This window comes from Candidatus Bathyarchaeota archaeon, assembly GCA_026014725.1.
Classification (GTDB): domain Archaea; phylum Thermoproteota; class Bathyarchaeia; order Bathyarchaeales; family Bathycorpusculaceae; genus Bathycorpusculum.
Window position 1 is genome coordinate 294,595 of sequence record JAOZHV010000059.1, and the last position, 23,115, is coordinate 317,709.

Genomic DNA, 23,115 nt, shown 5'->3' on the forward strand with positions numbered 1-23,115 from the left:
TGCGCTATCATGAACAGCATTTTAGAGCAGATTAGGGCTGATTTGAAAGCGAACACAGATGAGAAAACAAGACAGAGCGCTCAGCACTTCTTTAAAGAGCAAATCAAGTTCTATGGCGTTAAGACTCCAACTGTTGCAAAGATTGCTAAAAAACATTGGCCTTCTGTCAAGGTGTTAGGTAAGCCTGAACTTTTTGGTCTTTGTGAAGAGTTGTTGCGTTCTGATTACACTGAGGAAGCGTTCATTGTTTCGGCTTGGTTACCACAATATGTCGACAAGCTTGCACCAGCGGATTTGGCGACATTTAAGCGTTGGATTGAGAAGTACATTAACAATTGGGCAAAGTGCGACAGCTTATGCAACCACACTGTCGGCAACTTAATCCAAAAATATCCTGAAACAGTTGTGGAACTTGTGGGTTGGGCTAAGAGCCAGAACCGTTGGCTGAAACGTGCTGCGGCTGTTTCGCTCATTATTCCAGCGAAGAAGGGGCTTTTTCTGAGAGAAGCTTTGGAAATCTGCGACATATTGCTTTTGGATGCGGATGATATGGTGCAGAAGGGTTATGGATGGCTACTCAAAGAGGAAAGCCGCAAGCACCAACGTGAAGTGTTTGATTACGTGGTTAAACACCGAAAAGTAATGCCTAGAACAGCGTTGCGTTATGCGATTGAGTTGATGCCGAAAGAACTCAAGGCAGAAGCAATGAAGAAAGATTAGTGACAAAACAAAAAACGCTAAGCTCTAGTTGTGATTCTTTTCTATAGCCCCTTATTTATCCTAAACAGGCACTGTGCTGAAAAAGCTGTTGCTCTTCAGCTACCCCCATCCCCCTATTCAGTGGATTAAAATTTTTGGTTGGTTTTTGTTTTTTCTAGTAGTAGAAGAAGAAACGCTTGCCCTTGTTCATCATCTTCTTGGGAGGTTGGCAGTGCGGCTTGTTTTTGTTTTGGCGTCTGTTTCGGGTTGCTGGCTGGTTGTGGCGGATTGTACTAAAGCAGAGCGGCTTTTTTTGATCTACTGATAAAGCAGGTTGGGTGCGGTAGCTGTGCGGTTACTGCGACCATCAAGGGGCTATCGAACGTAGCCTTGGCAGCTTTTACCACGACCAATTTCGCATCTTAGAATTCGATTTGAGCTAGTGGCGTAACGCCGAATGTAAGCGAGTATGGCGGGGTTGTTGGTGGTCTGACTGAAACAGGCGCAACCGTTAATGGGGCAGTAACTAAAACATGTGAAATTAGTCGTTAACGCTTGAGAACCGATTTCATGACCGAAAACTCGACAGAATTTTATAAGTAAAAGAAAAAAAGCGTTTAAAATTTTTAACTATCTTTTTTAAGATGTTATCATGACCGATGATATATCAAGCCTAACTATTTGATAGGAAATCTTTGGGAGACTGATGTTTTTCCTTCGGGCGCATGAACTGTGAAGGTTCCAAAGTTTTCTGTATATAGAGTCGTGCCTGAAGTCATATTGCCATGGATCGAAACGATCAAGTAATAACCTAGGGTTACACTGTAGGTGTGTCCGTTTTTCAAGGTGACTGAATAATTCCCAGAGCTGTTAGGGCTTTGCGGAGGAAACTGGAAGTTATAAGAGGTCTTAGTTCCTGTTTGAGTGTCAGTGAACTCTAGTGTCTGCAGACTCGTTGGAAACATAGTAAAAACACCCGTGCTGACAACTTTGCCTGACACTATAACATTGTCTTTTTGGTTGGAGTCGTTAAGAAAAAATAGTGTTACCATTACAATAGATGAAACTATAAGTGTTATGACCACTACTGAAATGATTAAAGTGTTCTTTCTCTTGGTTGAAGTTTGAGTCATTGTTACTTACTTCCTCTTATTACAGTGGAACCCCACAAATAAAAAAGGGGTGGTAGGTGCTCAGGGTCAGTCATATTGATGAGCAATAGGGTGGAACAACTTTTCTTGTTGCAGTTGGTCTGAGGGTATGAGGTCGTTGTAGAGAAAACCGCTTTCATAATTGGCAAGTTGTGTCATGTCTTTCGGAGCACTGGTTGATGGGTCTTCAAAGATGGTGACTGAATCGTCTGCTATCGTTATGTAGCCAATTCTATAAATAGTAACTGAGACGGCATCTGGTTTTCCTGCACTAAATAGCCCAAACGAACTGGTGTCTGAGCTTGTTAGCGATTCGGATATTCCAGATGCTAAAGTGCTCAATATGATCAAGCGTGCGGAGGTTACTTTGGAGCTGGAGCTTTCGTTTGACGTTCGATTATTTGAACTGCACTGTGTTCGTGGTTAGTCAAGAAAGTTTGACTAAAAAATCAAGAGTTTAGTCAAGAAACCCTGACAAGAACGCTTTTAAAAAGAACACAACGCAGTAAAAAATGGTGAAGCCTATAAAGAGAATAATAGTCCTGCTAGTCGTTCTCGTCTTGGTAGCGGCAGCTTGTCTAGTTTTAATTTCTACCGTTGAGGACACGGCGCTTCCATCACCGTTTCTTATAGCTGGCTTAATAGTTGCTTTGGTGATGATGGGTGGCACCATTTTCTCGCTTTACATTGAAAAACGCAGCAAAAGCCGAACGGTTGACTTCAGTGTAGGCAAACAATAGTTATTCTTTGCATTCTCTTAGATTTAGCAATTCACTCACAGTTTTGTTTAATATCGCTGTGTCCCCAATTGTTTTAACTTCAGAAACAGGCAAACAAACTATTACTTTACCAAGATAAGGGTGCTTAAACCCCAACGCCTTTGTTGCTTCATCACCGAGGGCCACAAAGAAGTTGGTCACTTGCCAAGTATCCATGTTTACCTCCGCACTCTGAATCTCACCAAGCACAACAGCATCCGAAGTAATGGCCTTCTTCCAAAACAACCTTGTTATTTCAACCAAACAAAAACCTCACCATTAAGTAAACAAGCCGTTCTTAATATCTCTTGTTTTGCAAGCCACAGCCCCAGCGAGCAGAACACTTTTTTATCTTGCAAGACCCATAATACTTTGGTAATTATGACGGTTTCTCAACAAGACAAATACAGACAACTCACTCCTGAGGAAGAACAAGTCATAATAAACAAAGGCACAGAAATGCCCTTCACAGGCAAATACTACGCTTTCTGGGAAAAAGGCACCTACGTCTGCAAGCGTTGCGGAGCAAAACTGTACCGTTCAGAGAGCAAATTTGAATCCAACTGCGGCTGGCCAAGCTTCGACGACGAAATCCCCGGCGCAGTAAAACGCCTCCCTGACCCTGATGGCGCGCGCACGGAAATCCAATGCGCCAACTGTGGTGCCCACTTGGGCCATGTTTTCGTTGGAGAGCGTTTTACTGAGAAGAACACTCGGCACTGCGTGAACTCAATTTCAATGGATTTTATCCCCGACAAAAATAGGACTGCCCCTTAGCGCGAAAGAGTTATACATAGGTTAGTGACAGATGCACATGCAAGTGAAAAAGCAGAATGTCCACCCCTGAACCCACAGCAACACCTCAGCCACCAGCAAGTTTCTTTGGCGTACCTTTCGAAATATTATTTAACATAATCATCATTGCCGTCATAGCCATAACCCTTGAAAGACTCGTAACCCGATATTTATCACGCTTTGCCAAACGCACAAAACTTGAACCAAACGTAGCAAACAACCTCGCACTAACATTTCGAATTTTAGTGTTAATAGTTGCTGTAGGCTTGATAAGCAGCATAAGCGGCGTGAACTCAACATGGATTGTCTCAATCTCAGCTATCGGCGCGGCAGCAGTAGGATTCGCATCTCAAAAAACCATCGGCAACATCATCGCAGGCATCTTCCTCATAGCAGCAAAACCCTTCAAAGTCGGGGATTACGTGCGCATAGGCACAGTGGAAGGCATAGTTTCAGAACTATCCATAAACTACACAAAAATCCTAACAATAAACAACAACACAGTTTCAATAAGCAACCTGCAGATTTTGGACCGAGAAATAACCAACTACCTCTACGAATGCACCAACCACACGAAACTGTACTGCTACACCTTCGAAGCAGGCTTTGATCACACTGTTCCAAGCAAAAAAATAACAGAAATATTCAACCAAGTCTTCGAAAAATACACCAAACAACTCCCCAGAAAACCAAGCTTCACACTAACACGCTCAACCGCTACCGAGAGAGTCTACACAATTTACCTCTACGTCACTGATCCAAAAGAAGTTTTTGACCTTCGACCAAAGATGGCTCAAGAAATATTCGAACACTGGGACGCTGAGAGAACACTTATACTAAAAGATAATTAGCGGCACCGCCCAAGTTACGGTGTGATTGCTTATGATTAACAATAGCGAAAATAAGTCCACTCAGCTTAAAGCCAAAGCCTCAAAACTCTCAGACTTAATCGAATACCAAGAAGGTGCAGTGGTAAGCCGAACAATCATAGACAAACCCGCTGGAACCGTAACCGTTTTTGCGTTTGACCAAAACGAAGGCTTAAGCGAACACACCGCACCCTATGACGCCATGGTCTACAACATCGAAGGCGAGGTCCAAGTAACCATAGCAGGCAAACCTGTCCAACTAAAGGAGGGCGAAATGACCATCATGCCAGCCAACAAACCCCATGCCTTAACAGCAAAAACAAAATTCAAAATGTTGCTCGTTATGATAAAATCCTAAAACTCCTTTTCCCACTCATCCACAAAACAATATTCACTAATCGCCTTTCTTGTTGGAACAGGCGGTGCCTCTGCAGGATAACCCATCACGACCAACGATTGGGGCTCCACCGCCTCAGGAATTTTCAAAACTTCCCTAACGATTTCTTTGCAAAAACTCGGGGCACAGAACCAGCAAGCACCCAGTCCTTTAGCATGCGCCGCCAAAAGCAAGTTCTGCATAGCTGCAGCCAAACTTTCAACAGCCAAATCATGTTCGCAGTTTTGCCGTTTTTCATCAGGAAAATTGTGCATGCCCTCCATGGTAACGCAGGCAAGAATGAGCGCAGGAGCGTTTGCGAACCGTTCTCTCCGCTCAACACGTTTGGTTTCTTCGGTTGTTATGCCATCCCGTGCCAAGTCATCTGCCCACGCTTGAGCCATCTTCTCGGCTAACTCACGCTTAACTGCGGCATTTTCTATGATGATGAACCGCCATGGTTGAGAGTTATGCGCCGACGGCGCCCAGCCAGCCGCTTCTAAAACCTCCAAAACCACTTCGCGTGGAACCGCGCGTGTCAGGTATTTTCTGATGCTTCGCCGCTGTTTTAGGGCATCAAACAAGTCTGGCATATTAGTGATTATGTTTGGGTTTCTTTTTATTTCTTATTCGCGATTTGGCTCCAAAATAACTTTGAGCGATTGCCCAGCTTCAGCCATCAACCTAAAACCCTCTTGCGCCTCCCGCAAATCGAGCCTGTGCGTAATCATGTCTTTAATGTTCAAGCAACCAGTAGCCAAAACCTTCAGCGAGTCTTCCAAATCAGCGGGCGCTGCACCATAGCTGGTTTTCATGGTTATTTCGTTTCGCCAAAAATCATTAATCGGCACAGGCAACTTCACAGACGGGCCAGGCACAGCAAAGAACAGAACTGTTCCACCGCTCTCCACGCAGTCCAAAGCCGTCAAGGCGGCTGAGGTTGCGCCCGTGCAGACGACAACTTGGTCAGCCAGTCGCCCATCATTTACTTCTTTGAGCGTCTCTGCCAGATTCGCTTTGGCGTCTAGTGCGTGGGTTGCGCCGAATTTTTTGGCAAGCTCCAGCCTGTAGGGGTTAATGTCAGCGGCAACAATGTTTTTTACACCTTTGAACTGGGCAAGCTGCACGTGCAGAATCCCTGAAATGCCGCTTCCGATAATGAGCACGGTATCGTCTTTTTGCAGGTTCGCAAGTCGCTGACCTCGCGAAACGCATGCCAAAGGTTCAATGAATGTGCCTTCCTCAAATGACATGCCGTCTGGCAACTTGTAAATACCCAATTCAACGTTGATTTTTGGGACGCGGATGTATTGTGCGAAGCCGCCGGGGTAATAGTTGGTCGTGTGCAGTGTGTGGCATGCTGTGTGGTGGCCTCGTCTGCAGTGGCGGCACTGGTTGCAGGGAACATGATGGGAAACGAAGACGCGGTCTCCGACTTTTACATTTTTGACTTTGCCGCCGACTTTACTGATGACACCTGTGGCTTCGTGCCCCAGCACTCGCGGTGCCTTAGGAACACGATACCACTCGATAACGTCGCTTCCGCAGATGCCGCTTGCCATAACTTTTAGCAAAACTTCGTCTTCGCCAATGTCTGGCACTGGCATCTCTTGGATGCGAACGTCATGGTTGTTGTAGTAAACGGCGGCTAACATAGCTGATCACAAAAAAGGAAAAGCTGTTAGGCTTTGCCTGCTATGACTTGGTTGTAGAGGTCTTCGGCTTCTTGGGCAGTGTAGTTTTCGTGGATAATGGCTCGGATGGCTCTGATTGAAGCGACGGGATACTGGGTTTGCCAAATGTTTCTGCCCAAGTTAACGCCTATGGCGCCTTTCTGCATGCCATCATAAACGAAATCGAAAACCTCTCTTTGCGTTTCAGCTTTTGGTCCACCAGCGATTACTATTGGAACTGGGCAACCCTCAACGACTTTTTCGAAGCGTTCCTTGCAATAGTAGGTTTTGACGACGCGTGCACCGATTTCCGCTGCGATTCGTGCAGATAGCGCAAGGTAGCGTGCTTCCCGTTTCTCGAGTTCTTTGCCAACTGCACAGACCGCCATAACTGGGATGCTGTAATCTTCGCATTCATCGACAAGTTTGGCGAGGTTGCTTAGGCTTTTGTTTTCGTATTTGCTTCCGACGAAAACTGACATAGAAACGGCAGAAGCGTTTAGTCTGAGGATTTCTTGGATGGATGTGACCAAGCTTTCGTTAGCTAAGTCTTCCCCAACCACTGAGACCGCGCCTGAGACGCGCATGATTATTGGTTTCTCAATCGCTGGGTCAATGCAGTTGCGCAAAACGCCGCGGGTCAGCATTAAGGCGTCTGCATACTGGTAGATTGGTTTGATTGTTTCTGCGGGCTTCTCAAGGCAGTGTGTTGGTCCTTGGAAGTAACCATGGTCAATGGGTAAAAACAGGGCTTTGCCGTCTTTTTGGATGAGTCTACTTAAGCGATTCTTCATTCCCCAATCCATAATTCATTACTCCGAGGAAGCTTTTGGTTTAAGAATTAAATAACCTTATCTATTCCTCTATAAAGAAACCAGTTCCAGCATCATTTCTGCGGTAAATAGACGATTGTTGTTATCTGTACACAACCACATACTCTTATGTTAACGAGCAAACTATGAAAGTGTAACCAGATTTGTGAGGTGAAAAGTTATGGCTGATATTATTGATTTAGCAGTATCTGCGGGCAATTTCAAAACACTTGTTACTGCAGTCCAAGCGGCAGGTTTGGTTGATACATTGAAGAGCCCAGGACCATTCACTGTTTTTGCGCCAACAGACGAAGCCTTCGCAAAATTACCTCAAGGAACCGTTGAAAACCTTCTACAAGACATTCCAAGACTGAGAGCAATTTTAACATATCATGTGGTTCCTGGCAAAATAACTTCTGCAGACGTGGTTAAACTCAAAACCGCCAAAACCGTTGAAGGCGAAGAAGTAAAAATCGATGCTTCCAGATGGCATGGTCATAAAATGCCGAAGATTAACGATGCTGAAATAGTTCAAGCTGACATCATGGCGGATAATGGCGTCTGTCACGCTATTGATAAAGTTCTGATGCCACCGATGAAAATGACAACAACTTAACAAACAAATTCATACTGTGTCTTCTATTTGGAACTGGCTTTTACAATTAAGTAACCTTTTTCTATGAGCCAATGATGAAACTGCCAAGTCGTATAAAGGCACGCAGTGCCACATTTCTTGCGAACTTGCTCATACTCTGGCGAACCCTCAGCGTGCTTGTTTAGCTCCATTTGCACTGGGCACTCTACATCTTTGCAGAATTCTCTGCGCTTATATTCAACGTAACCTTGCGGAATCATGCTGCATCGGGCTAAGTTTTTGGTTCAGCCTTAATAAGCATTCCCAGAATCTAGTGCAAGTTATCCGACTAGTAAGTGTTCCCAGAAATTGTTCCGCTTATTAAAAAACAATCCAACAAACAGAAGCACCATAGCCCCATGCACAATTAAGGAAGCTACTCCTGCTCCACCAATAAGCGGCACGATTGGGCTTGGCGTTTGATACATCGAAAGAAACGGCCACAGAATGGGATTGTAAGTGTGGTTTGTAATATCTAACAGCACATGGGAAAGAACACCGATAAGGCATGAAAAGACCAGCCCAAGCGTCAAACGACATTTCTCCGCAACCCTCAGCTTGTTGATAGGAAAAATAGCGCTCGTTAACCGAGGATAAACAACAACCGTAATCGCCACCGCAATTAATGTCCCAACAGTTACGCCTCCAAGGAGACTGTGAAGCACCATCCTGTCAGGCGCTTCAGGTCCAAGTAGCAGAGCCATCACTGGAATTTCAAGGTCAGGCACCATGGCACCCACAATCAGCGCTGGCAAACTCAACGATGAACTTCCAAGCTTGCTAAGTATGTAGGCTACGGGGTAGTGGAAAGGGGTAACTGGCAATCAACGGTCACTTTAAAGCATGAACATGGCTCTTGTGCAATTTATTATTTCGCCCCCTAAACCTGAGTTTTGATTAGTACATTTGTTTACAAATACAGTTAAAAACAACAAATACACAAAACTTGCTTAGTGAGGACACAATCTTTGAATGCAAAACGAGTGGTTACTGCGTGGGCTACGTTAGCTTTAGTCTTTATTGTCATCGGCTCTTTTGCAGCACTGCTTTATCAGCAAAAAAACTTTAGCTTCACCGCTACAGAGAACAGCCCCTGCAGAATCACACTTCACTCAAACATGATAACGTACCGAGCAATAACCATAGATAAAATCTGCACACTCGCGGTTCTGCCTGCGCTGTCAGTTCAAGCACCCAGCCCAGCACCAGTTCTCGCTACAAATTCGACAAGAGCACAAATCTACAACTTTGTAAGCGAGAACCCCGGCGTTCAGTTTAGAGGAATATGTGCAGTTCTTTGTCTTCCAATCGGGCTAGCAGAATACCATCTGGGCGTGCTCATCAAGTCTGGTTTGGTTTCGTTTGTTCGTGATGGACGTTATAAACGGTTCTTTGTTGCCAACAAATTCTCAAGAAAAGACATGCTGATGATTTCTCTTCTTCGCCATAGCAGAGTTAAGAGGATTGTGGAAGCTCTCATTAACAATGGGGAACTGTCACATGGCAAGTTGGCAGGTGAAGTCGCAATTACTTCGCAAGCCTTAACATGGCAAATGAAAACACTCAAAAACACAAAGTTTGTGTTGCAAGTAAACGACGGAATAAAAACGATTTACTCATTGGATAAGAATTCAGCGTCAACACTCAAAAGATACTTGGCAGTTGTAGGGTAACGTACTCTTTTAATTGCTGTTTTCAGTTTAGGGCTATTATGCCAAAACTGTACCTTTTAGGCGGAGAAAACGTCTTTAGAAGAAGCGCAAAACAAGTAAACCAAAGAGCCTTCCAAGACGCTGGAGAACCGCTTAACGTTTTAGTGTTGCCTTGGGCAAGAGCATCCTTCGACAACAAGTACCTGCGAAGAAAGCGGCTTTTTGATTACTTCATAAGCTTAGGCGCTTGCGCGGTTAACTTTGTTGAGTATTCCGACTCCGCCCAAACGATTGCACAGAAAATGGCTGGCTCCACTTTGGTTTATTTAACTGGTGGAGTTCCAAGCGTTCTCATCGAGCGCCTGAAAAACACAGGAGTTGACGACTTACTTAAGAATTACAAAGGCGTCATCGTTGGGAGAAGTGCAGGTGCATTGGCGCTTTGCAAAAAATGCGTAATCACTTGCCACAGCAACTCAAAAGTCAAAATTGTTGACGGCATTGGCTTAGTAGATGTTACTCTTAAAGTGCATTATATGCAGGAAAAAGCCAGTATCCTACAAAAACTTTCAACCCAACAGAATATTTATGCGGTTCCTGAAGGGTCAGCACTGATTTATGACAACGGCAATTTCTCAGCCATCAACAAAGTTTACGTTTTCCAAAACGGCAAGCAACAAACATTGATGGAAAGCTTCCTAAGCAAAGAACTTGCGAACATAAAATCGGGACTTAATGATAATCGGCGTTAGAGTAACAGTAAGTATTGTGCCTAGTGTTGCGAGAACTATTATGTCTCCAAAGACCCAGCCAAAGAAAACCGTGGGAAAACTCGCCACTGGAATGTTACCGAATGCCGCCATAGCGCCCACGCCGAAAACGCCTGAAACGATGCTAGCAAGAATAACTCCCACGGGCAACCAAGTTAACCATGTTTTATGGTCTTCAACGACTCCCTGAATTAGCACAAGCACGATAGCAAAAACAAAGCTTGCGATAAAAGCCCACGTAACAGAGTAAACAAGAGAAAACGCTGAACCAACAAGCACCAACGCGAGAAGCCCATTTATCCCGTAAGTGAGCTTTGGACGCTTCAAGCCAAGAACAGGTTTAGTTTTAAGTGAACGGTAAATCATCAAGGGCACGAAACCTTCAAAGAAATCAGCTAATGACCAAACAAGCACAAACGGCAGAGGCAACCCAAGAAAAATGCCCATGAAAACACAACTCAGATAACCCGCCAAGCAACCCCAGACGCCAAACCAGAGCGCCAAGGGCACATAAACTGCCGCGGCAAAATAGAGCCCTGAAACACCCGTCACTGCTCCTGCAGTTGATTCAACTGGAGCTAAAACAACTGCGTAAATAGCCAAAAGCGTACAGATCACGGTTGCCACGATGAAGACAACGGGTTGCCTCCAAGAGATACGGGAAGCAGGTTTAGGGTTAATTTTTTGCATGAGAACGCTGTATAAGCGTATTTTCAATATAAGGTTTAAGATTTAGAAAAACATCAATATTCGGATTGGAAGAAAAAAGGAAATAGAGCAGCCTTTGATTGTGAAGAATCAGTTGCAATTCTGGTAAAAAGTTTAGGATTTCTTTGCAAGCACCGCCACAACAATCGTACATAAAATTAGTTCCAACAGCACCGCCCCCAGAGCAAATAGCGGAATCCTAAACACAAGTTCGTTATGGTAAACAGTTGTAGTTGGTAATCCGCCCAAGTATGCAACCAAGAAAAATGCGAGAAACACGATGCCGACGCCTTGTGTGATAGAAAGAAAAGCCGATAGACGCTTATCACTTATTTCCAAGCAAAGCCCTCTTACACCTAAACTCTAGCGTAATTAGCTATTTAACACTAACCATTTGCAAAACGTTGCACACTCGCTCAACCACAAATGTAATATACATAACGCTTCGAAATAATTTCAGGCAAAAGCAGGAATTTTATTTGGAGCAGAAATTTATTAATCCTCTAAATGCAGTAGGGATAGCCGCAGTAGTAACCGCTTACTTCTTATTCACATTCCACGCCATGTTCACGCTTTCATGGATTGGCGAGTGGGAAGGACTCTCAGAACCTATTGCTTTCGCCATTTTCGTTACCGACGTTACAGCTGGTTTCTTCCTTGCTTTCAGATTAATAGCCAGCATAATCGCCATCACAACAACAATCCTCTACTTTACAAAAAAAAGACTATCTCCCTCAACAACAAATAAACTACTACAGTGGATTCTTGTTTTCGAAGCACTATACTGGATAGGACTACTGCCCTCAGGAATCTGGGGAATGCTATCAGCAACCAACATAGTATTTTTGCTGAATACAGGCATACCCTGCTTGATAGCTTCGATAGGAATACCTATAGCGCTGTTCAAGCTTGCGTTTAAACTGAGACCCAACAAGCCGCAAAGAGAAGCCATAAAATGGGCGTTAATTGCAGGCGTGCTCTATATCGTTGCATTTTGGCTTAACAATACAGGCATGTGGATAACAACGGCTTCACAACTTGGAATTGAGCAACTCATCGCACAGCCTGAACTTCTGGTAAGTTTTGGCTCTACAGTGTTTGGGTTGCTTGCACTGGCAATATTTACAGGATACTTTGCCAAGAAATCAATAGGAATCGAAAGTTTGCATGAGTTTAAAATAAGAACAGTCGGGGCTATTCTGGTAGCTTTAGGTTTGTTTTATTTATGGAACTATATGACGTGGATTTTCTTCGGTGGCTGGAATCAATGGTATGCATGGCTGCTGGGGCATAACTTGGACTTGTGGATGCTTTCACTGCCGCTGCTTGGTTTACCATTACTCTTTCACAGCAAGAGTAACACGGAACAATCCGTTAAATAACGCATAGCTCAAAAAATTAGAAAAACGCAATAGCCGACTTCTCGGCGAAACGCAAGCACTATCTTTTTACACATTTACCCGTTACAGGGTCATAATGGTTCGTATCAGAATAGTCGCAATTTTTACAATCATCCTTTATATCAAAGCCAAAGGGGCAATCCTTCAAATCAGCCATCCAGAGCACCTCAACTGCTTGATACCTATCGCGTTGTAATATAAAAGTGAATTCTTCACATCTCCCAAAGGGACAAGCCAGTTTGCACGTCTTTTTTGCGTTCGACCTTTTGCCCCAGTAATTCCGTCACATGAACTTCGGCTGCGAAGACTTTGCATTCAAGCAGGTGCCCACCTTTCGTGTTTCCGCTTTCGTCAGCTAAAACAGCATGTGCGTGAACGAAGGGCTCGCCTTCTTTTAGGGAGATGTTGCCTATGCAACTGGCTATTTCCTGAGGATAATCCAGCAGATTTGTTAAGTATTCGTGGTTTGTTTGGTCGTAAAATCCAAGCTTTGCAGATTTCACAGCACCTACAGCGGTAAAGTTTGCCAAAAAGATTTGGTGCTTTTTTGCCTGTTTGGTTATGAACTCTATGAGGTCAGAATCGTATGGGGCACGCAAAAGAAACGCTCGACCGAAAGCCAAGTTAGCCAACTATCTTATCTCCGAAAAAAATAACGCCAGTAAGCCTAAAAAAGTTTTGAAGATGCATAAAACAAAAAAAGAGGAAGGGAAATTAGTTTTCGGATGGTTTTCTCATGGTCGCTTTTTCATCATCATTAGTACCATTAGGACTAACAGGATGATGACTAAGACGAACAAGCCAGCGATTGCAGGAACAAAGTATAGATCAGCCATTGATGGCTCTTGTGTAGGTTGCGCTGTAGCTGCAGCAGGTGCGTCAACTGCGTAGAATGATGTTTCAGCATACGACCCATAGTAAGAGTTGGAGCCAGTGAATGATGCGATAACAGTGTACGAGCCAGGTATGTCAGGTGCCCAAGCGTAAGTGAACATGCCGCTTGCGTCGCTGGTGGTGGTGCCTATGTTTCGGTAGTTGCCGTTGGCGTCAATCACGTCCAGCGAGACTTTGACACCTTTCGCATCTGTCGGTTTTGATTTCTGCATGTAAACGTATTCCATCCATGCACTCATGCTCTCGTCCGCAACACACGCAACGCCATTGGGGAAACGTGCAGCTTGCTCATCCTGTGTGGTGCCTGCAGCAATGTCGGTTACAGTGCCTCTTATCACGATAGGCGTGCCAACGGTAGTAGCGATGTTTGGCGCCGTTACAGTCATAGCACTGGGTCCTTTGCCAATAGAGTAGACTTTCATGTCATAGGCGTTGAGGTAGGAAAGTTGACCATCAGCGATTGGGAAGCCGAAGTCAGCAAAACCGCCCACGCAAGCCCAACTGTCGAGAATCCATAACTCTTCACCAGTTGTAGCGTTGAGGCATCGTAGTTTTTCGTCTCTGTAGAGTGGCGTGTTTGGAGAGTGTTCATTGCTGTAAACGTAGATTTTTCCGTCAGCTATGGCGCCGATGAAGACTGGATATAGACCCCAGGATGTTTCTGCACCGCTGTTTGTGCTATTACCTTCACCGCCACCACCATAAGACCAGAGTAATTTACCAGTTGTTGTCTCATAACAGAAGACCTCGCCGCCGTAACCGCCAACATAGAGTTTGCCGTAAGCTACGTAGCCTATTTGAGCGACACCACCGCTTCCGACTGTTGGATAGTAGTTGAATGCACGTGTGTTACCAACTGGACCCCATTTCTGATTTCCACTGTCAAGGTCGTAGCCGTACCACTGCATAGTTTCTTTGGTGCTTACAAAGAACATGCGGTTTTTTATATCCACGGTGCCAAGTTGCAATGTAATGTTGCCTGGTGGTACTTGAATATCTTTAGTCCATAACAGTGTGCCTCTTGAGCCTGGCTTAAGGCTGACCGCCCATACAGTGCCGTATGCTGTGCTGGCAGCTGCAACGCCGCCCCAAGTAGGTTGACCGAAGCTGGACCGCATGTTAGCGTAGCCTAGCAATAAGTCGTCATTGATTGCCCAGCCTATACCAGCATTAGATGTTGGTAAAGTTGGCAGGGTAACGTTCCAAGAGTATGACAAGCGAAGTGTTGTGTTGAATACGTTGCCTACTGGTCTGTATCCAGTGCTGAGTAACGCATTTATTGGTCCATTACTTACGACGCTGGTGAAGTTCCATAGCGCTAACCATTTGCTTGCGAGATTGATTTGGTAAATGATTGGTTCGCCGCTGGGTCCATAACTCATGGTTCCTGATGGAACGTTGGTTATGTTGAATACCCAATTTCCATCCCATGGATCGTACATCATCCAAGTTGTTACTTGACTAACTGTTTGGGTAGCAATCAAGTATGAGATAGCACCATGCTGGTTGGGTGTCTCCACGTCTATAACTGCGCCGAATGATGGGTTGACTGTGTAGTTTTGTCGCCATATCTCTTTACCAGTGCGTAAGTCAACGCAGATGTATCCTCCTCCAGAGCCTGCGTTACTGCGCGGTAATCCATAGTAGAGTCGTCCGCTGATGATGATTGGAGTGTTGAATTTGGTTTCATATGAAAGGCCTGTGTAGTACGCGACTCCTGTGATTCCTGTTTCGGAGGAGGGCGAGTTTGGTCCAGCATATTCATTGTTTCCACCGACGATTCCGCCAAACGTGATTGATTTACTCCACATTATATGTGAGTTGTCGGGTGCTGTGCCATCTGGAACGTATCGAACTGAGCCGAAGCTGTAGGCTGCTCCGAGGGGGTAGAGATAGTTTGAACCTATTGTGTACCAGTTCGAGTTCTGTCCTTCTATTGGTCTTGTCCAGTACTCAGTTGGCAGGGGGGTGAATTCACCTTCTGAGACTGGATCCTCTTGAACAGTTAAAGTTGTTGTCGCTGAACTGGGCAGATAGGTGTCATTTACAAATGCAGAAGTGGGGCTGTATTCGTAGTCAGTGTATTTTTGTCCAGGAAAAGTAAAGTTGAAAGTGTAGGTTCCAACTTGGTCAGGGACGAATGAAGTGAACGCTGAAGAGGTAGTGTCGGTTACTACGTCCCACGTCTTTGTTTCTGTTTTGCCGTCTGGTGCAGTGATTACGCATTTGTAGTTGTGGAATCTAATGTTGTTAGTAATTGATGCGCCGTCAGGTATTTTGTCGAGCCAAACCACAATTAGAGCTTGTTGACCTACGCCTACAGGGTTTGGTGCAACGTTGATGAAAGCGAAAGTCGGGATATTCCATGGTGGGGTATGGGCTCCTACTGTAGGTACGAGCGCGAGCCAACTGCTCACGGCAAGTATTATGCATAATGCAATCGCAATAGTTTTCACTTTATTCTCTGCTTTGCTCATTAAATTTGTCGTATTTTTTATTCTCCTATTATTTGGTAATCACTCAGTTTATAGCGGATAATTTTTAAGAAAATGCGTATGTTAGCTACAGCAACAAGGAGTAAACTGAAACCTCAACAGCTAACATGAAAACCCCTTAAACAATGGAAATTAAACAAAGAAAGCTCATTAGAGTAACGGTTTAGAATTGCGCCAAACCATTTCAAAATATTCTCGGATTATTCCAACAATTCCAGGATTATTCAACCATAACCCACCAGAATCCCCGTGGGGAAGAGTTGGCGTGACACTCAGGAATGCTTCCTTTCCATCAATTATAGATAAAGTAACTTTGGGTGGTGTTGACGTTTTTCTTATTTCAAATTGCTCATATTTTTTAAAACTTTCAATTTCTTTTGGTAACCTTTCTTTTTCCTGTAAGAAAACGATAACTCGCATTTTTACGCCTTTTAGCAACACCGTTCTCCACATTGAGACAACTTCACTTATAAGCGGTTCAAAGTCTTTCCAATAAATGATAATTTCATGTGCCGTTTTGTTTGAGTCAATCATTTCAGCGACTTTTCGTTTAGTTAATTTTCCGTCAGGAATTATGGCGAACTGACATTCATTTTCAACCGACGCCAAGTCGTTTTTCTGTTTATATGTTTTCAATAATTCTTTCGCTTTAGCCTTTACCTCCTCATGTTCCACCTCTTTGTGTTCCAGCAGCATTAGTATACCTTCATTCATCGGCAACGCTTTGAAAAGGGTAGGGGTCGTCAATAATTTTTCAACGAGATTGAGTTCTTGTAATCGACCCATTACACGATAAATGTTGGCTCTATCTATTTTTGAGACTGAAGAAAGCGTTTTTATTGTTGCTTTGCCCATTTTGGAGAGTGCGACATACACTTCAGCCTGAAGAGGAGTCAATCCAAGACTCGTTAATACTCGGATGTCGTCATATGAATTCTGCATTATACTTTACATACATATACATTTACAATATAAATATTTAGAAAACAGAAACAATAACCTCTACAAAAGACGTTGAAATTAAAAAAATAAACAGCAGGGTAAAATTAAATTTTAACAAGAAACAAATTTCAAAGATAAAGCCTCATAAGATTAGAACTAGAAAAGTCGAAAATGCTTTGCCTCAACTAAATGCGAGATAACAAGCAACCCACAGTCATTTTGAACCATTAATTCTCATTTGTCCTTAATCATTTCTTTCACTGAATTTTAAATGAAAAATTATGAAAAGAAGTTATCTCCCTTCTTTCCAGTAAATCGTCCCTACACACTGGTTTTCTTCAACGCGATGAGGCACCCTGCGAAGAAAACAAAGCCAAAGCCCAGAAGAGCTATAAACGAAAGCCATGGGAAAGGTTGAGCTAAAGCTGCCGCTCGGAGACATGTGCTTGAATGTGTAAGGGGCAAGACATACAAAACTGCTTTGGCTGCATCGGGCATTTGGCTCAAAGCAAAGAAGGTGCCGCATAGGAAAGTCATCGGCAAAATAACCAACGTGCTGAAAGTGCTCATGCCCTGATGTGTATTAATCAGCAAGGCAACAAGTACACCAAAGAGCGCAAACACAAAACAAGAGATAAATAAAATAATCACAAACAACGGACTTACAGTTAACGTGGGGGCAAGGACTAAACCAACAATCAATATAGCTACTGAGCTAATCAAGCCTCTCACCACACCAATTAAAGCTTTCCCGACAATAATCGACTCCAAGCGAACAGGAGCCATCAAAAGCTCATCAAAGCTTTTGTAAAAAAACTTGTCCACCTGAAGTTTGGCAGATGCACCACTAAAACTAGTCGAAAAAGCTGTCAACGATACAATACCTGGAACAACAAACGCAAGGTAATTAACTCCATCAAGACTCATATCGCGCCCCAAACCGTAGCCGAAAGCCACTAGATACAGAAAAGGCAGAACAAGACTGGTAGCAATTGTGGAACGCCAATGGCGCCGCATGTTCCGCAAATCCACCCACAGGACAGAATACACATCACTCAAAACTGTCAGCATTTAGACATCACCAACCTTCTCACCAGTCTGCTCCAGAAAGACATCCTCCAAATTTGAATCGCGGATTATGATTGTTTTTGCATTAGGTGATAAATTTTGAACGTAACGGGTAGCTTCTTCTCTGTTTGCGAAAAATTGATAGTGTGTTTCCTTATTGTCGACAAGTGTCTCAACAGTAACTAAACCCAACTTTTTACGAAGCTCAAGCAGCTTATCAAGAGCAATTAAGCGTCCATGATGCATAATCCCTACACGGTCGCATAGAGCCTCAGCCTCTTCGATGTAGTGTGTTGTAAGAAAAATCGTTGTGCCATCACGGTTTAAACGGCGCATTAGATCCCACATGCGGCGCCGAGCCTGAGCGTCCAAGCCAACTGTCGGTTCATCCAAAAATAACAATTTAGGCTGATGTATTAGACTGCAAACAATGGCCGCCTTCTTCTTCATTCCACCCGAGAGTGTATCAACCATTTTGTCGGCGTATTCGGTTAGTTCAACGTATTCCAACAACTCAGCTATGCGTTGCTTACGCTTGGAAGAATCTAAATGATGTATACGGGCATGAAATTCCATGTTTTCTCTAACAGTCAAATCGCGGTCTAGACTCAAGTGTTGTTGCACAACTCCAATTACTTTTTTCACTTTGTCTGGTTGATCTTTAATATTGTAACCGCCAACCGCTACAAAACCAGAGGTTGGTCGGGTTAGAGTGGTTAAAACACGAATGGTTGTTGTTTTTCCTGCTCCGTTGGGGCCTAGGAAACCGAAGATTTCGCCATCGTGTACGCATAAATCTAAATTGTCTATTGCTTTAACGGTACCGTAGTTCTTCGTTAAATTCTCCGTGTAAATACAATCTATCAACTTTTTTATTCCTCCAAATTAATTATCATGCTTCTTTAACGCCTCTGTCACAGCATTTTTGGCAGTAAAACCAATCAATTCACCCATCTTTGTATGTCCACCAGCATGGTGAATGACGATTTCGGGGTTCACACCAGAAACAACAATCATGTTGTCCGTTCCAGTGCCAGTTGCTTGAACATGAGGAGAAGGAGTACTCATGTAGTTTAGGTCTTGGAGTGCCGCAGTTTTGGCTTCTGTAGCAGTCATTATAACCCGTGCCATTGCGCCAACGGTTAAAGAAACGTTTGTTAAAATCATGATGTTTATGGTGCCAGAAGCACTTTGGAAACGCGTTTCTGTCTCAACCCAATCTCCAAAATCTACACCCATTCGCAATGCGTTGTTTCTTGCGCCACCTGTGGCAATGCAGTAAACTTTGAAGTCACAGTAGGATTTTTGGCACACTGCCACTTTTTCCATGTCAACAGCTGTGCTCATAAAAGTGATGTCGCGGCAGCAGATTCCAAGTGTCGCAGGTAATTCCCGTTGAAATTTCGCGTAGCTTCCTAAAGTCATATGTTTTGTTGATAAGGGGTTTGGAACATACACGTTGCCTACGTGGGGAACATGTTTTAGCCCGTCCAAAGTGGAGAGCACCCTACGTTTTTCACTAAAAGAAACAAGCGTAGTATTTAGTTCAACACCATTGTATTTGTGGTAGACTACTCTTGCGTCTACCCCTTTTAGTTCCACGTTCAATTTATTTTGTTTAAATATTGTTACATTTGACTTCATTGTGTTTTTCTCTCCGTTTTTTGTTTATTCTCTCCTGATTCTTCAAGCAAGCCTTCCACGCTTAGATAGAGCCTTTGGAGCTCGTTTTTCATTTCTTGGGAAGCTTGCCACATGTTACGTTCAATTGCCTCCAAAAGCCGTTCTAGCATGTTCTGAAGAGCGTACGGATTTACGTCTTTTAGCCATTCTTGCATTGCCTTGTCTAGGACGTATTTTTTAGCTAAATCCTCGTACATCCAATCCTCAACAACTTCCACGGTGGCATCCCAGCCGAGAACGAAATCTAATGTTCGGGACAGGTCAGCTGCACCTTGATAACCGTGTTTTTTCATGCTTTCGATGTATTTGGGATTTAGAAGGCGGGAGCGGAAAACGTGACAGGTTTCTTCGGCTGTGCTTCTAACTTTTACTCTTTGGGGGTCAGAGCTGTCTCCGCAGTAAGAGCGGGGTGCTTTTCCACCTATTATTTTTACAGCGTTAATCATGCCGCCGTGAGCGTCATACCAGTCATCGCCGTCCAAGATGTCATATTCTCGGGAGTCTTGGTTTTTCACTGTAACGTTAATTTTGCTTAGTCGGCGCTCAAATTGTTCAGGCACTTGGCGTCCGTAGGTTTTGCGGGTGTAAGCATAGCTTCCCCAATTGACGTAGATGTCGCTTAGGTCTTTTTGTTCTTTCCAGTTCTTGGAATCTATGGCTTCGCTGACTCCACAGCCGTAAGCACCAGGACGGTCGCCGAAAACGCGGTAGAGAGCTTCTTCATAAGCCGTGGCAGCATCTGCGCCTTTTGCGGTCTGCTCAGCCACTTCGAGTTCTACGTGCTTAGCGATGAAATTCTGTTCAGGAGGTTCCTTCAACTGAGCAGTTAAGCGGACAGCGTCATCGAGAAGATGAACAACATTTGGGAAAGTATCACGGAACAAACCGCTCATTCGCACAGTAACGTCAATGCGGGGGCGCTTCAACTCTTCAAGTGGTATAGCTTGGACGCCGATGACGCGACCACTGGAGCGTTCCCACACGGGTCTCACACCCATCAAATATAGAATTTCAGCAATGTCATCGCCCTTGGTTTTCATCGTATCCGTTGCCCAAATCACTATTCCAACGCTCTCAGGGTATTTGCCTTCTTCTTTGAGGTAACGCTCTAACAAAACATCGCCCAGTGCCATACCGACCTTCCAAGAAGCGCCTGTTGGAACGGTTCGTGGGTCGACAGAGTAAAAGTTTCTGCCAGTAGGCAAAATATCAGCCAATCCACGGGTTATTGAGCCTGAGGGGCCAGGCGGAACAAATCCTGCAGAGCATGCAGAGAGAGTGTTGGTTAATTCGTCAGTGGTGGCAGCCAAAGCAGGAACAAGAAAAGTCACTATGTAAGAGAGGACACTGTGCACTTTGGGGTTGTCTTCGCCGATAACCTCAGTAAGTATTGTTGGAATTGCTTGTTCACTGAACCCTTGGGCATGTAGTTTCTTTATGAGTTCAAGCGAGATGCTGTATATTTCTTTGAGGCGGTCGCCGTTGGTTTTGCCGTCGCTGCCAAGCTTACCTCGGTGCGCCAGCAAGTCTTCATAGTCGTAACCTTTGAGTTCAGCAAGAGACTCACGCAGAGATGGCACATCGCCGTTACTTAAACGGGTTAAAGTGACAAGGAATTCGTCTAAACGCTCATCTTTAGGGGCTTCACCTAAAATGTGCAATCCATCACGAATCTGGGCATCAGATAACTCGTTTATGTAGCCATGAAGCCTCTCCAAGAAATCATCGAACGCACCGAAAGCGGCGTCTTGGGTAACGTTTAGGTCTTTGTCAAGTTTTGCCTGAACCACATTTTCCCAAATTAGGTTTCGATAAACGGGTAGCTTGTCTGGGTCAACGGTCTTTGCGTGGTAGTACTCTTGGAGTTGAACCTCGAGTTTGGCTAGTTCCTCGTAGGTGTCAGCGTTGTGCATGACAGGAACCAAGTATTCTATAATGCAACAGTAGCTACGTCTCTTTGCCTGAGTCCCCTCGCCAGGGTTGGTTATTACGTAGGGGTAAATGTTGGGCAAGTCCGAGATGGTTATGTCTGGTGAACAAGAAGCCGAGAGACCGACTGATTTGCCTGGCAACCACTCCAACGTGCCGTGAGTGCCGATATGCATAATTACGTTGGCTTTGAAAACATCCCGTATCCATCTGTAGTAGGCGTGATAATGGTGAGGCATAGATATGTCTGGGCTGTGGTAGAGTTTTGAATAGGAGGTTTCCAAGTAGCCGCGTGGCGGCTGCATCCCGATAAAGACGTTGCCATTAATTATTCCTGCGACCAGCAATTTCCCGTTGAAGGTGAAAATTTTGCCTGGACGCGGCCCCCAGTCTTGATCCATTTTGTCTGAGACATCAAGTGGCAGTTCGTCGAACCATTTCTCGTACTGCTCGCTAGAAATTTTATCTAAGGCTCGGTCTGAGAGCTCTTGTGGGCTTGCCCATCTGCGGTCGTTTGTTAAGCCGTTGATTATAGTATCCATGAGTTTTTGGCTACTTTCAGGCAACGCCTCCAGCGAGTAACCCTGCTGCTTTAGCCCCTGCAAAATATTCATAACAGAAACAGAGGAGTCCAACCCAAAGGCGTGGCCAATGGTGTCATTTCGAGGGGGATAATTGTGGAAGATAATTGCAACCTTTTTTTCGCTGTTAGCTAACCGCCGAAGTTTGCCCCAATTAATGGCTAAATTAACCAGTTTCTTGGTTCGTTCAGGTATGGTTTCAAATGTGATTAGCCGCGTTCCAGTAGAGGGGTTAATTTGGCAACAATCCATAGCAGCAATCGGCACAGTTATGAGGGCACCGTCGAATTCAGGCATTGCAACGTTTGCAGGTATATCAATTATACTTAAACCCTGAATTGAGTCTCGCCACTCTTCAGCCGTGTTGCAGGTAAGTATAGCCTTGATTATGGGAACATTGAGTTTTTTGAGAACCCCTGAAGCATCTGCTCCAGAGAGGCAAGTCGTGAACGAGAAAGAAAACAAGCTAATGACAACATCAACAATCGGTTTACCATCTTTTAAGAAATAATTATCAATCACCCATTCCAAGCCATTTATGCCAAGCTTCTGGTTTTTGGAGCCGCTAAAAAACACGGGCAACACGTTTGCGCCTTGTGCTTCGATTTCATGAATTGTACTGTCCAAGAAACTTGTGTTGCCACCTTGCCAGTGACTTTGATGGAGCCAAATCCCCACCGTTAACCGTTTAGCGTCAATTTTCTTTTCTATATACTCCGCCAACGTGGGAATAGAATCAAAGTCGGGATGGTAGATGCCTTCCCAAAGCGGTTTTGTTGGCGCTTCAAATTCATAGTTGGCGCCTGTGAAGCGGTTAGCAAGATAATACATCAAGTTTTCAAAGTTCTTTTTTCCGCCATAGTTGAGGTAGAAAAAGATTTTTTGGCGGTCCTCCGCTTCCACAGTGGATAATTTGTTGTATTCCTTGGCTCCGAAAAAGGAGGCAGAAACCATAAGCGGTACTTTCGCGGGTTTTAGTGCCTCAACGAGCCTTTCCAGTTCAGGCAGGTCACCCATCAGGTGCACAATGACTATGTGAGCGGTCTTTGAAAAATTAATAAAATCGTCCAGTGTACCAAAATCTCGAAAGTCTCCCCCTGTACGCAGATGAAGTTCAACGGCGTTAGGGAATTTTTCGTTTATCGCCTTCGCCGCGGCTATCGCTGGAATAGCATCGCTTGGAATAGTTGTTACCAACGCTATTTTTAGTCGGGTCATACTTTTTT

General features: G+C 44.3%; 26 protein-coding genes. 9 read left to right on the top strand and 17 right to left on the bottom strand.

Features of this window, described 5'->3' with window-relative positions; genetic code table 11:
* Positions 1-9 precede the first annotated feature (9 nt).
* Positions 10-720, top strand: a complete 711-nt coding sequence (locus tag NWE95_13385; GenBank protein ID MCW4004893.1) for a DNA alkylation repair protein — start codon at positions 10-12, stop codon at positions 718-720.
* A gap of 656 nt (positions 721-1,376) precedes the next feature.
* Here NWE95_13385 and NWE95_13390 read toward each other — a convergent pair.
* Together NWE95_13390 and NWE95_13395 are read right to left on the bottom strand one after the other, a co-directional pair.
* Positions 1,377-1,832 (bottom strand): hypothetical protein, encoded by a 456-nt coding sequence (locus NWE95_13390; GenBank protein ID MCW4004894.1) that lies wholly within the window; start codon positions 1,830-1,832, stop codon positions 1,377-1,379.
* A 66-nt stretch (positions 1,833-1,898) separates the two neighbouring features.
* A complete protein-coding gene (locus tag NWE95_13395) occupies positions 1,899-2,192 on the bottom strand; it encodes a hypothetical protein (protein ID MCW4004895.1) in 294 nt (97 codons plus the stop codon).
* 170 nt (positions 2,193-2,362) lie between these two features.
* Between NWE95_13395 and NWE95_13400 the strand changes: the two genes are divergently transcribed.
* Positions 2,363-2,590 carry a hypothetical protein gene (locus NWE95_13400; protein MCW4004896.1) on the top strand — a complete coding sequence of 76 codons (228 nt, stop codon included), beginning with the start codon at positions 2,363-2,365 and terminating at the stop codon, positions 2,588-2,590.
* Here NWE95_13400 and NWE95_13405 read toward each other — a convergent pair whose 3' ends face one another.
* Positions 2,591-2,872, bottom strand: coding sequence for a hypothetical protein (locus tag NWE95_13405; protein MCW4004897.1), 282 nt, complete (start codon positions 2,870-2,872; stop codon positions 2,591-2,593).
* A gap of 117 nt (positions 2,873-2,989) precedes the next feature.
* On the opposite strand from NWE95_13405, the gene NWE95_13410 reads away from it, so the two are divergent.
* The 3 genes from NWE95_13410 to NWE95_13420 are packed head-to-tail and all read left to right on the top strand — an operon-like array spanning position 2,990 to position 4,630.
* Positions 2,990-3,385 carry a methionine-R-sulfoxide reductase gene (locus tag NWE95_13410; GenBank protein MCW4004898.1) on the top strand — a complete coding sequence of 132 codons (396 nt, stop codon included), beginning with the start codon at positions 2,990-2,992 and terminating at the stop codon, positions 3,383-3,385.
* Between the two features lie 56 nt (positions 3,386-3,441).
* On the top strand, positions 3,442-4,254 hold the full coding sequence (locus tag NWE95_13415; GenBank protein ID MCW4004899.1) for a mechanosensitive ion channel family protein: 813 nt from the start codon (positions 3,442-3,444) through the stop codon (positions 4,252-4,254).
* 31 nt (positions 4,255-4,285) lie between these two features.
* Positions 4,286-4,630: a cupin domain-containing protein gene (locus NWE95_13420; protein ID MCW4004900.1), complete on the top strand. Its 345-nt coding sequence runs from the start codon at positions 4,286-4,288 to the stop codon at positions 4,628-4,630.
* Here the strand turns inward: NWE95_13420 and NWE95_13425 are convergent.
* The 3 genes from NWE95_13425 to lsrF are packed head-to-tail and all read right to left on the bottom strand — an operon-like array spanning position 4,627 to position 7,127.
* Positions 4,627-5,241 carry a nitroreductase family protein gene (locus NWE95_13425; GenBank protein ID MCW4004901.1) on the bottom strand — a complete coding sequence of 205 codons (615 nt, stop codon included), beginning with the start codon at positions 5,239-5,241 and terminating at the stop codon, positions 4,627-4,629. The two genes, NWE95_13420 and NWE95_13425, sit on opposite strands and share 4 nt — an antisense overlap.
* Before the next feature lie 33 nt (positions 5,242-5,274).
* The gene (locus NWE95_13430) at positions 5,275-6,303 is read right to left on the bottom strand and encodes a zinc-dependent dehydrogenase (GenBank protein ID MCW4004902.1); all 1,029 of its coding nucleotides are present in this window, start codon (positions 6,301-6,303) and stop codon (positions 5,275-5,277) included.
* Between the two features lie 26 nt (positions 6,304-6,329).
* Positions 6,330-7,127 (bottom strand): 3-hydroxy-5-phosphonooxypentane-2,4-dione thiolase, encoded by a 798-nt coding sequence (gene lsrF, locus NWE95_13435; GenBank protein MCW4004903.1) that lies wholly within the window; start codon positions 7,125-7,127, stop codon positions 6,330-6,332.
* 187 nt (positions 7,128-7,314) lie between these two features.
* Here lsrF and NWE95_13440 point away from each other — a divergent pair, with 187 nt between their 5' ends.
* Positions 7,315-7,749: a fasciclin domain-containing protein gene (locus NWE95_13440; protein MCW4004904.1), complete on the top strand. Its 435-nt coding sequence runs from the start codon at positions 7,315-7,317 to the stop codon at positions 7,747-7,749.
* Positions 7,750-7,772: 23 nt separating this feature from the next.
* Here NWE95_13440 and NWE95_13445 read toward each other — a convergent pair whose 3' ends face one another.
* Both NWE95_13445 and NWE95_13450 read right to left on the bottom strand, forming a co-directional pair.
* Positions 7,773-7,988, bottom strand: a complete 216-nt coding sequence (locus NWE95_13445; GenBank protein MCW4004905.1) for a hypothetical protein — start codon at positions 7,986-7,988, stop codon at positions 7,773-7,775.
* A 60-nt stretch (positions 7,989-8,048) separates the two neighbouring features.
* Positions 8,049-8,591 (bottom strand): DUF4184 family protein, encoded by a 543-nt coding sequence (locus NWE95_13450; GenBank protein MCW4004906.1) that lies wholly within the window; start codon positions 8,589-8,591, stop codon positions 8,049-8,051.
* A 144-nt stretch (positions 8,592-8,735) separates the two neighbouring features.
* On the opposite strand from NWE95_13450, the gene NWE95_13455 reads away from it, so the two are divergent.
* On the top strand, positions 8,736-9,440 hold the full coding sequence (locus NWE95_13455) for a winged helix-turn-helix transcriptional regulator (GenBank protein ID MCW4004907.1): 705 nt from the start codon (positions 8,736-8,738) through the stop codon (positions 9,438-9,440).
* Between the two features lie 38 nt (positions 9,441-9,478).
* Entirely contained in the window at positions 9,479-10,171 is a 693-nt protein-coding gene (locus NWE95_13460; protein MCW4004908.1) for a Type 1 glutamine amidotransferase-like domain-containing protein, read from the top strand.
* Here the strand turns inward: NWE95_13460 and NWE95_13465 are convergent.
* Both NWE95_13465 and NWE95_13470 read right to left on the bottom strand, forming a co-directional pair.
* The gene (locus NWE95_13465) at positions 10,118-10,879 is read right to left on the bottom strand and encodes a hypothetical protein (protein MCW4004909.1); all 762 of its coding nucleotides are present in this window, start codon (positions 10,877-10,879) and stop codon (positions 10,118-10,120) included. The genes NWE95_13460 and NWE95_13465 overlap by 54 nt on opposite strands.
* A gap of 132 nt (positions 10,880-11,011) precedes the next feature.
* Entirely contained in the window at positions 11,012-11,236 is a 225-nt protein-coding gene (locus NWE95_13470) for a hypothetical protein (protein MCW4004910.1), read from the bottom strand.
* 140 nt (positions 11,237-11,376) lie between these two features.
* Between NWE95_13470 and NWE95_13475 the strand changes: the two genes are divergently transcribed.
* Positions 11,377-12,279: a hypothetical protein gene (locus tag NWE95_13475; GenBank protein MCW4004911.1), complete on the top strand. Its 903-nt coding sequence runs from the start codon at positions 11,377-11,379 to the stop codon at positions 12,277-12,279.
* A 230-nt stretch (positions 12,280-12,509) separates the two neighbouring features.
* Here the strand turns inward: NWE95_13475 and NWE95_13480 are convergent, their stop codons facing one another.
* From NWE95_13480 to cobN, 7 genes are all read right to left on the bottom strand, one after another.
* The gene (locus tag NWE95_13480; GenBank protein MCW4004912.1) at positions 12,510-12,929 is read right to left on the bottom strand and encodes a DNA-binding protein; all 420 of its coding nucleotides are present in this window, start codon (positions 12,927-12,929) and stop codon (positions 12,510-12,512) included.
* 102 nt (positions 12,930-13,031) lie between these two features.
* Positions 13,032-15,647: a PQQ-binding-like beta-propeller repeat protein gene (locus NWE95_13485; GenBank protein MCW4004913.1), complete on the bottom strand. Its 2,616-nt coding sequence runs from the start codon at positions 15,645-15,647 to the stop codon at positions 13,032-13,034.
* 189 nt (positions 15,648-15,836) lie between these two features.
* Entirely contained in the window at positions 15,837-16,628 is a 792-nt protein-coding gene (locus NWE95_13490; protein MCW4004914.1) for a hypothetical protein, read from the bottom strand.
* Between the two features lie 321 nt (positions 16,629-16,949).
* Positions 16,950-17,699 carry an ABC transporter permease gene (locus NWE95_13495; protein ID MCW4004915.1) on the bottom strand — a complete coding sequence of 250 codons (750 nt, stop codon included), beginning with the start codon at positions 17,697-17,699 and terminating at the stop codon, positions 16,950-16,952.
* Entirely contained in the window at positions 17,700-18,563 is an 864-nt protein-coding gene (locus tag NWE95_13500) for an ABC transporter ATP-binding protein (GenBank protein MCW4004916.1), read from the bottom strand.
* An 18-nt stretch (positions 18,564-18,581) separates the two neighbouring features.
* The gene (locus NWE95_13505) at positions 18,582-19,340 is read right to left on the bottom strand and encodes an adenosylcobinamide amidohydrolase (GenBank protein ID MCW4004917.1); all 759 of its coding nucleotides are present in this window, start codon (positions 19,338-19,340) and stop codon (positions 18,582-18,584) included.
* Complete coding sequence (gene cobN, locus NWE95_13510; GenBank protein MCW4004918.1) at positions 19,337-23,107, bottom strand: cobaltochelatase subunit CobN; 3,771 nt, start codon at positions 23,105-23,107, stop codon at positions 19,337-19,339. The genes NWE95_13505 and cobN overlap by 4 nt, the downstream gene beginning before the upstream one ends.
* Positions 23,108-23,115 lie beyond the last annotated feature (8 nt).

What these genes read in the sequence shown, in the direction of transcription:
- NWE95_13385 (MCW4004893.1), top strand. Translation starts at nt 10, where the DNA reads ATGAACAGCATTTTAGAGCAGATTAGGGCTGATTTGAAAGCGAACACA.
- NWE95_13390 (MCW4004894.1), bottom strand. Translation starts at nt 1,832, where the DNA reads ATGACTCAAACTTCAACCAAGAGAAAGAACACTTTAATCATTTCAGTA.
- NWE95_13400 (MCW4004896.1), top strand. Translation starts at nt 2,363, where the DNA reads ATGGTGAAGCCTATAAAGAGAATAATAGTCCTGCTAGTCGTTCTCGTC.
- NWE95_13410 (MCW4004898.1), top strand. Translation starts at nt 2,990, where the DNA reads ATGACGGTTTCTCAACAAGACAAATACAGACAACTCACTCCTGAGGAA.
- NWE95_13415 (MCW4004899.1), top strand. Translation starts at nt 3,442, where the DNA reads ATGTCCACCCCTGAACCCACAGCAACACCTCAGCCACCAGCAAGTTTC.
- NWE95_13420 (MCW4004900.1), top strand. Translation starts at nt 4,286, where the DNA reads ATGATTAACAATAGCGAAAATAAGTCCACTCAGCTTAAAGCCAAAGCC.
- NWE95_13425 (MCW4004901.1), bottom strand. Translation starts at nt 5,241, where the DNA reads ATGCCAGACTTGTTTGATGCCCTAAAACAGCGGCGAAGCATCAGAAAA.
- NWE95_13430 (MCW4004902.1), bottom strand. Translation starts at nt 6,303, where the DNA reads ATGTTAGCCGCCGTTTACTACAACAACCATGACGTTCGCATCCAAGAG.
- lsrF (MCW4004903.1), bottom strand. Translation starts at nt 7,127, where the DNA reads ATGGATTGGGGAATGAAGAATCGCTTAAGTAGACTCATCCAAAAAGAC.
- NWE95_13440 (MCW4004904.1), top strand. Translation starts at nt 7,315, where the DNA reads ATGGCTGATATTATTGATTTAGCAGTATCTGCGGGCAATTTCAAAACA.
- NWE95_13445 (MCW4004905.1), bottom strand. Translation starts at nt 7,988, where the DNA reads ATGATTCCGCAAGGTTACGTTGAATATAAGCGCAGAGAATTCTGCAAA.
- NWE95_13460 (MCW4004908.1), top strand. Translation starts at nt 9,479, where the DNA reads ATGCCAAAACTGTACCTTTTAGGCGGAGAAAACGTCTTTAGAAGAAGC.
- NWE95_13465 (MCW4004909.1), bottom strand. Translation starts at nt 10,879, where the DNA reads ATGCAAAAAATTAACCCTAAACCTGCTTCCCGTATCTCTTGGAGGCAA.
- NWE95_13490 (MCW4004914.1), bottom strand. Translation starts at nt 16,628, where the DNA reads ATGCAGAATTCATATGACGACATCCGAGTATTAACGAGTCTTGGATTG.
- NWE95_13495 (MCW4004915.1), bottom strand. Translation starts at nt 17,699, where the DNA reads ATGCTGACAGTTTTGAGTGATGTGTATTCTGTCCTGTGGGTGGATTTG.
- NWE95_13505 (MCW4004917.1), bottom strand. Translation starts at nt 19,340, where the DNA reads ATGAAGTCAAATGTAACAATATTTAAACAAAATAAATTGAACGTGGAA.
- cobN (MCW4004918.1), bottom strand. Translation starts at nt 23,107, where the DNA reads ATGACCCGACTAAAAATAGCGTTGGTAACAACTATTCCAAGCGATGCT.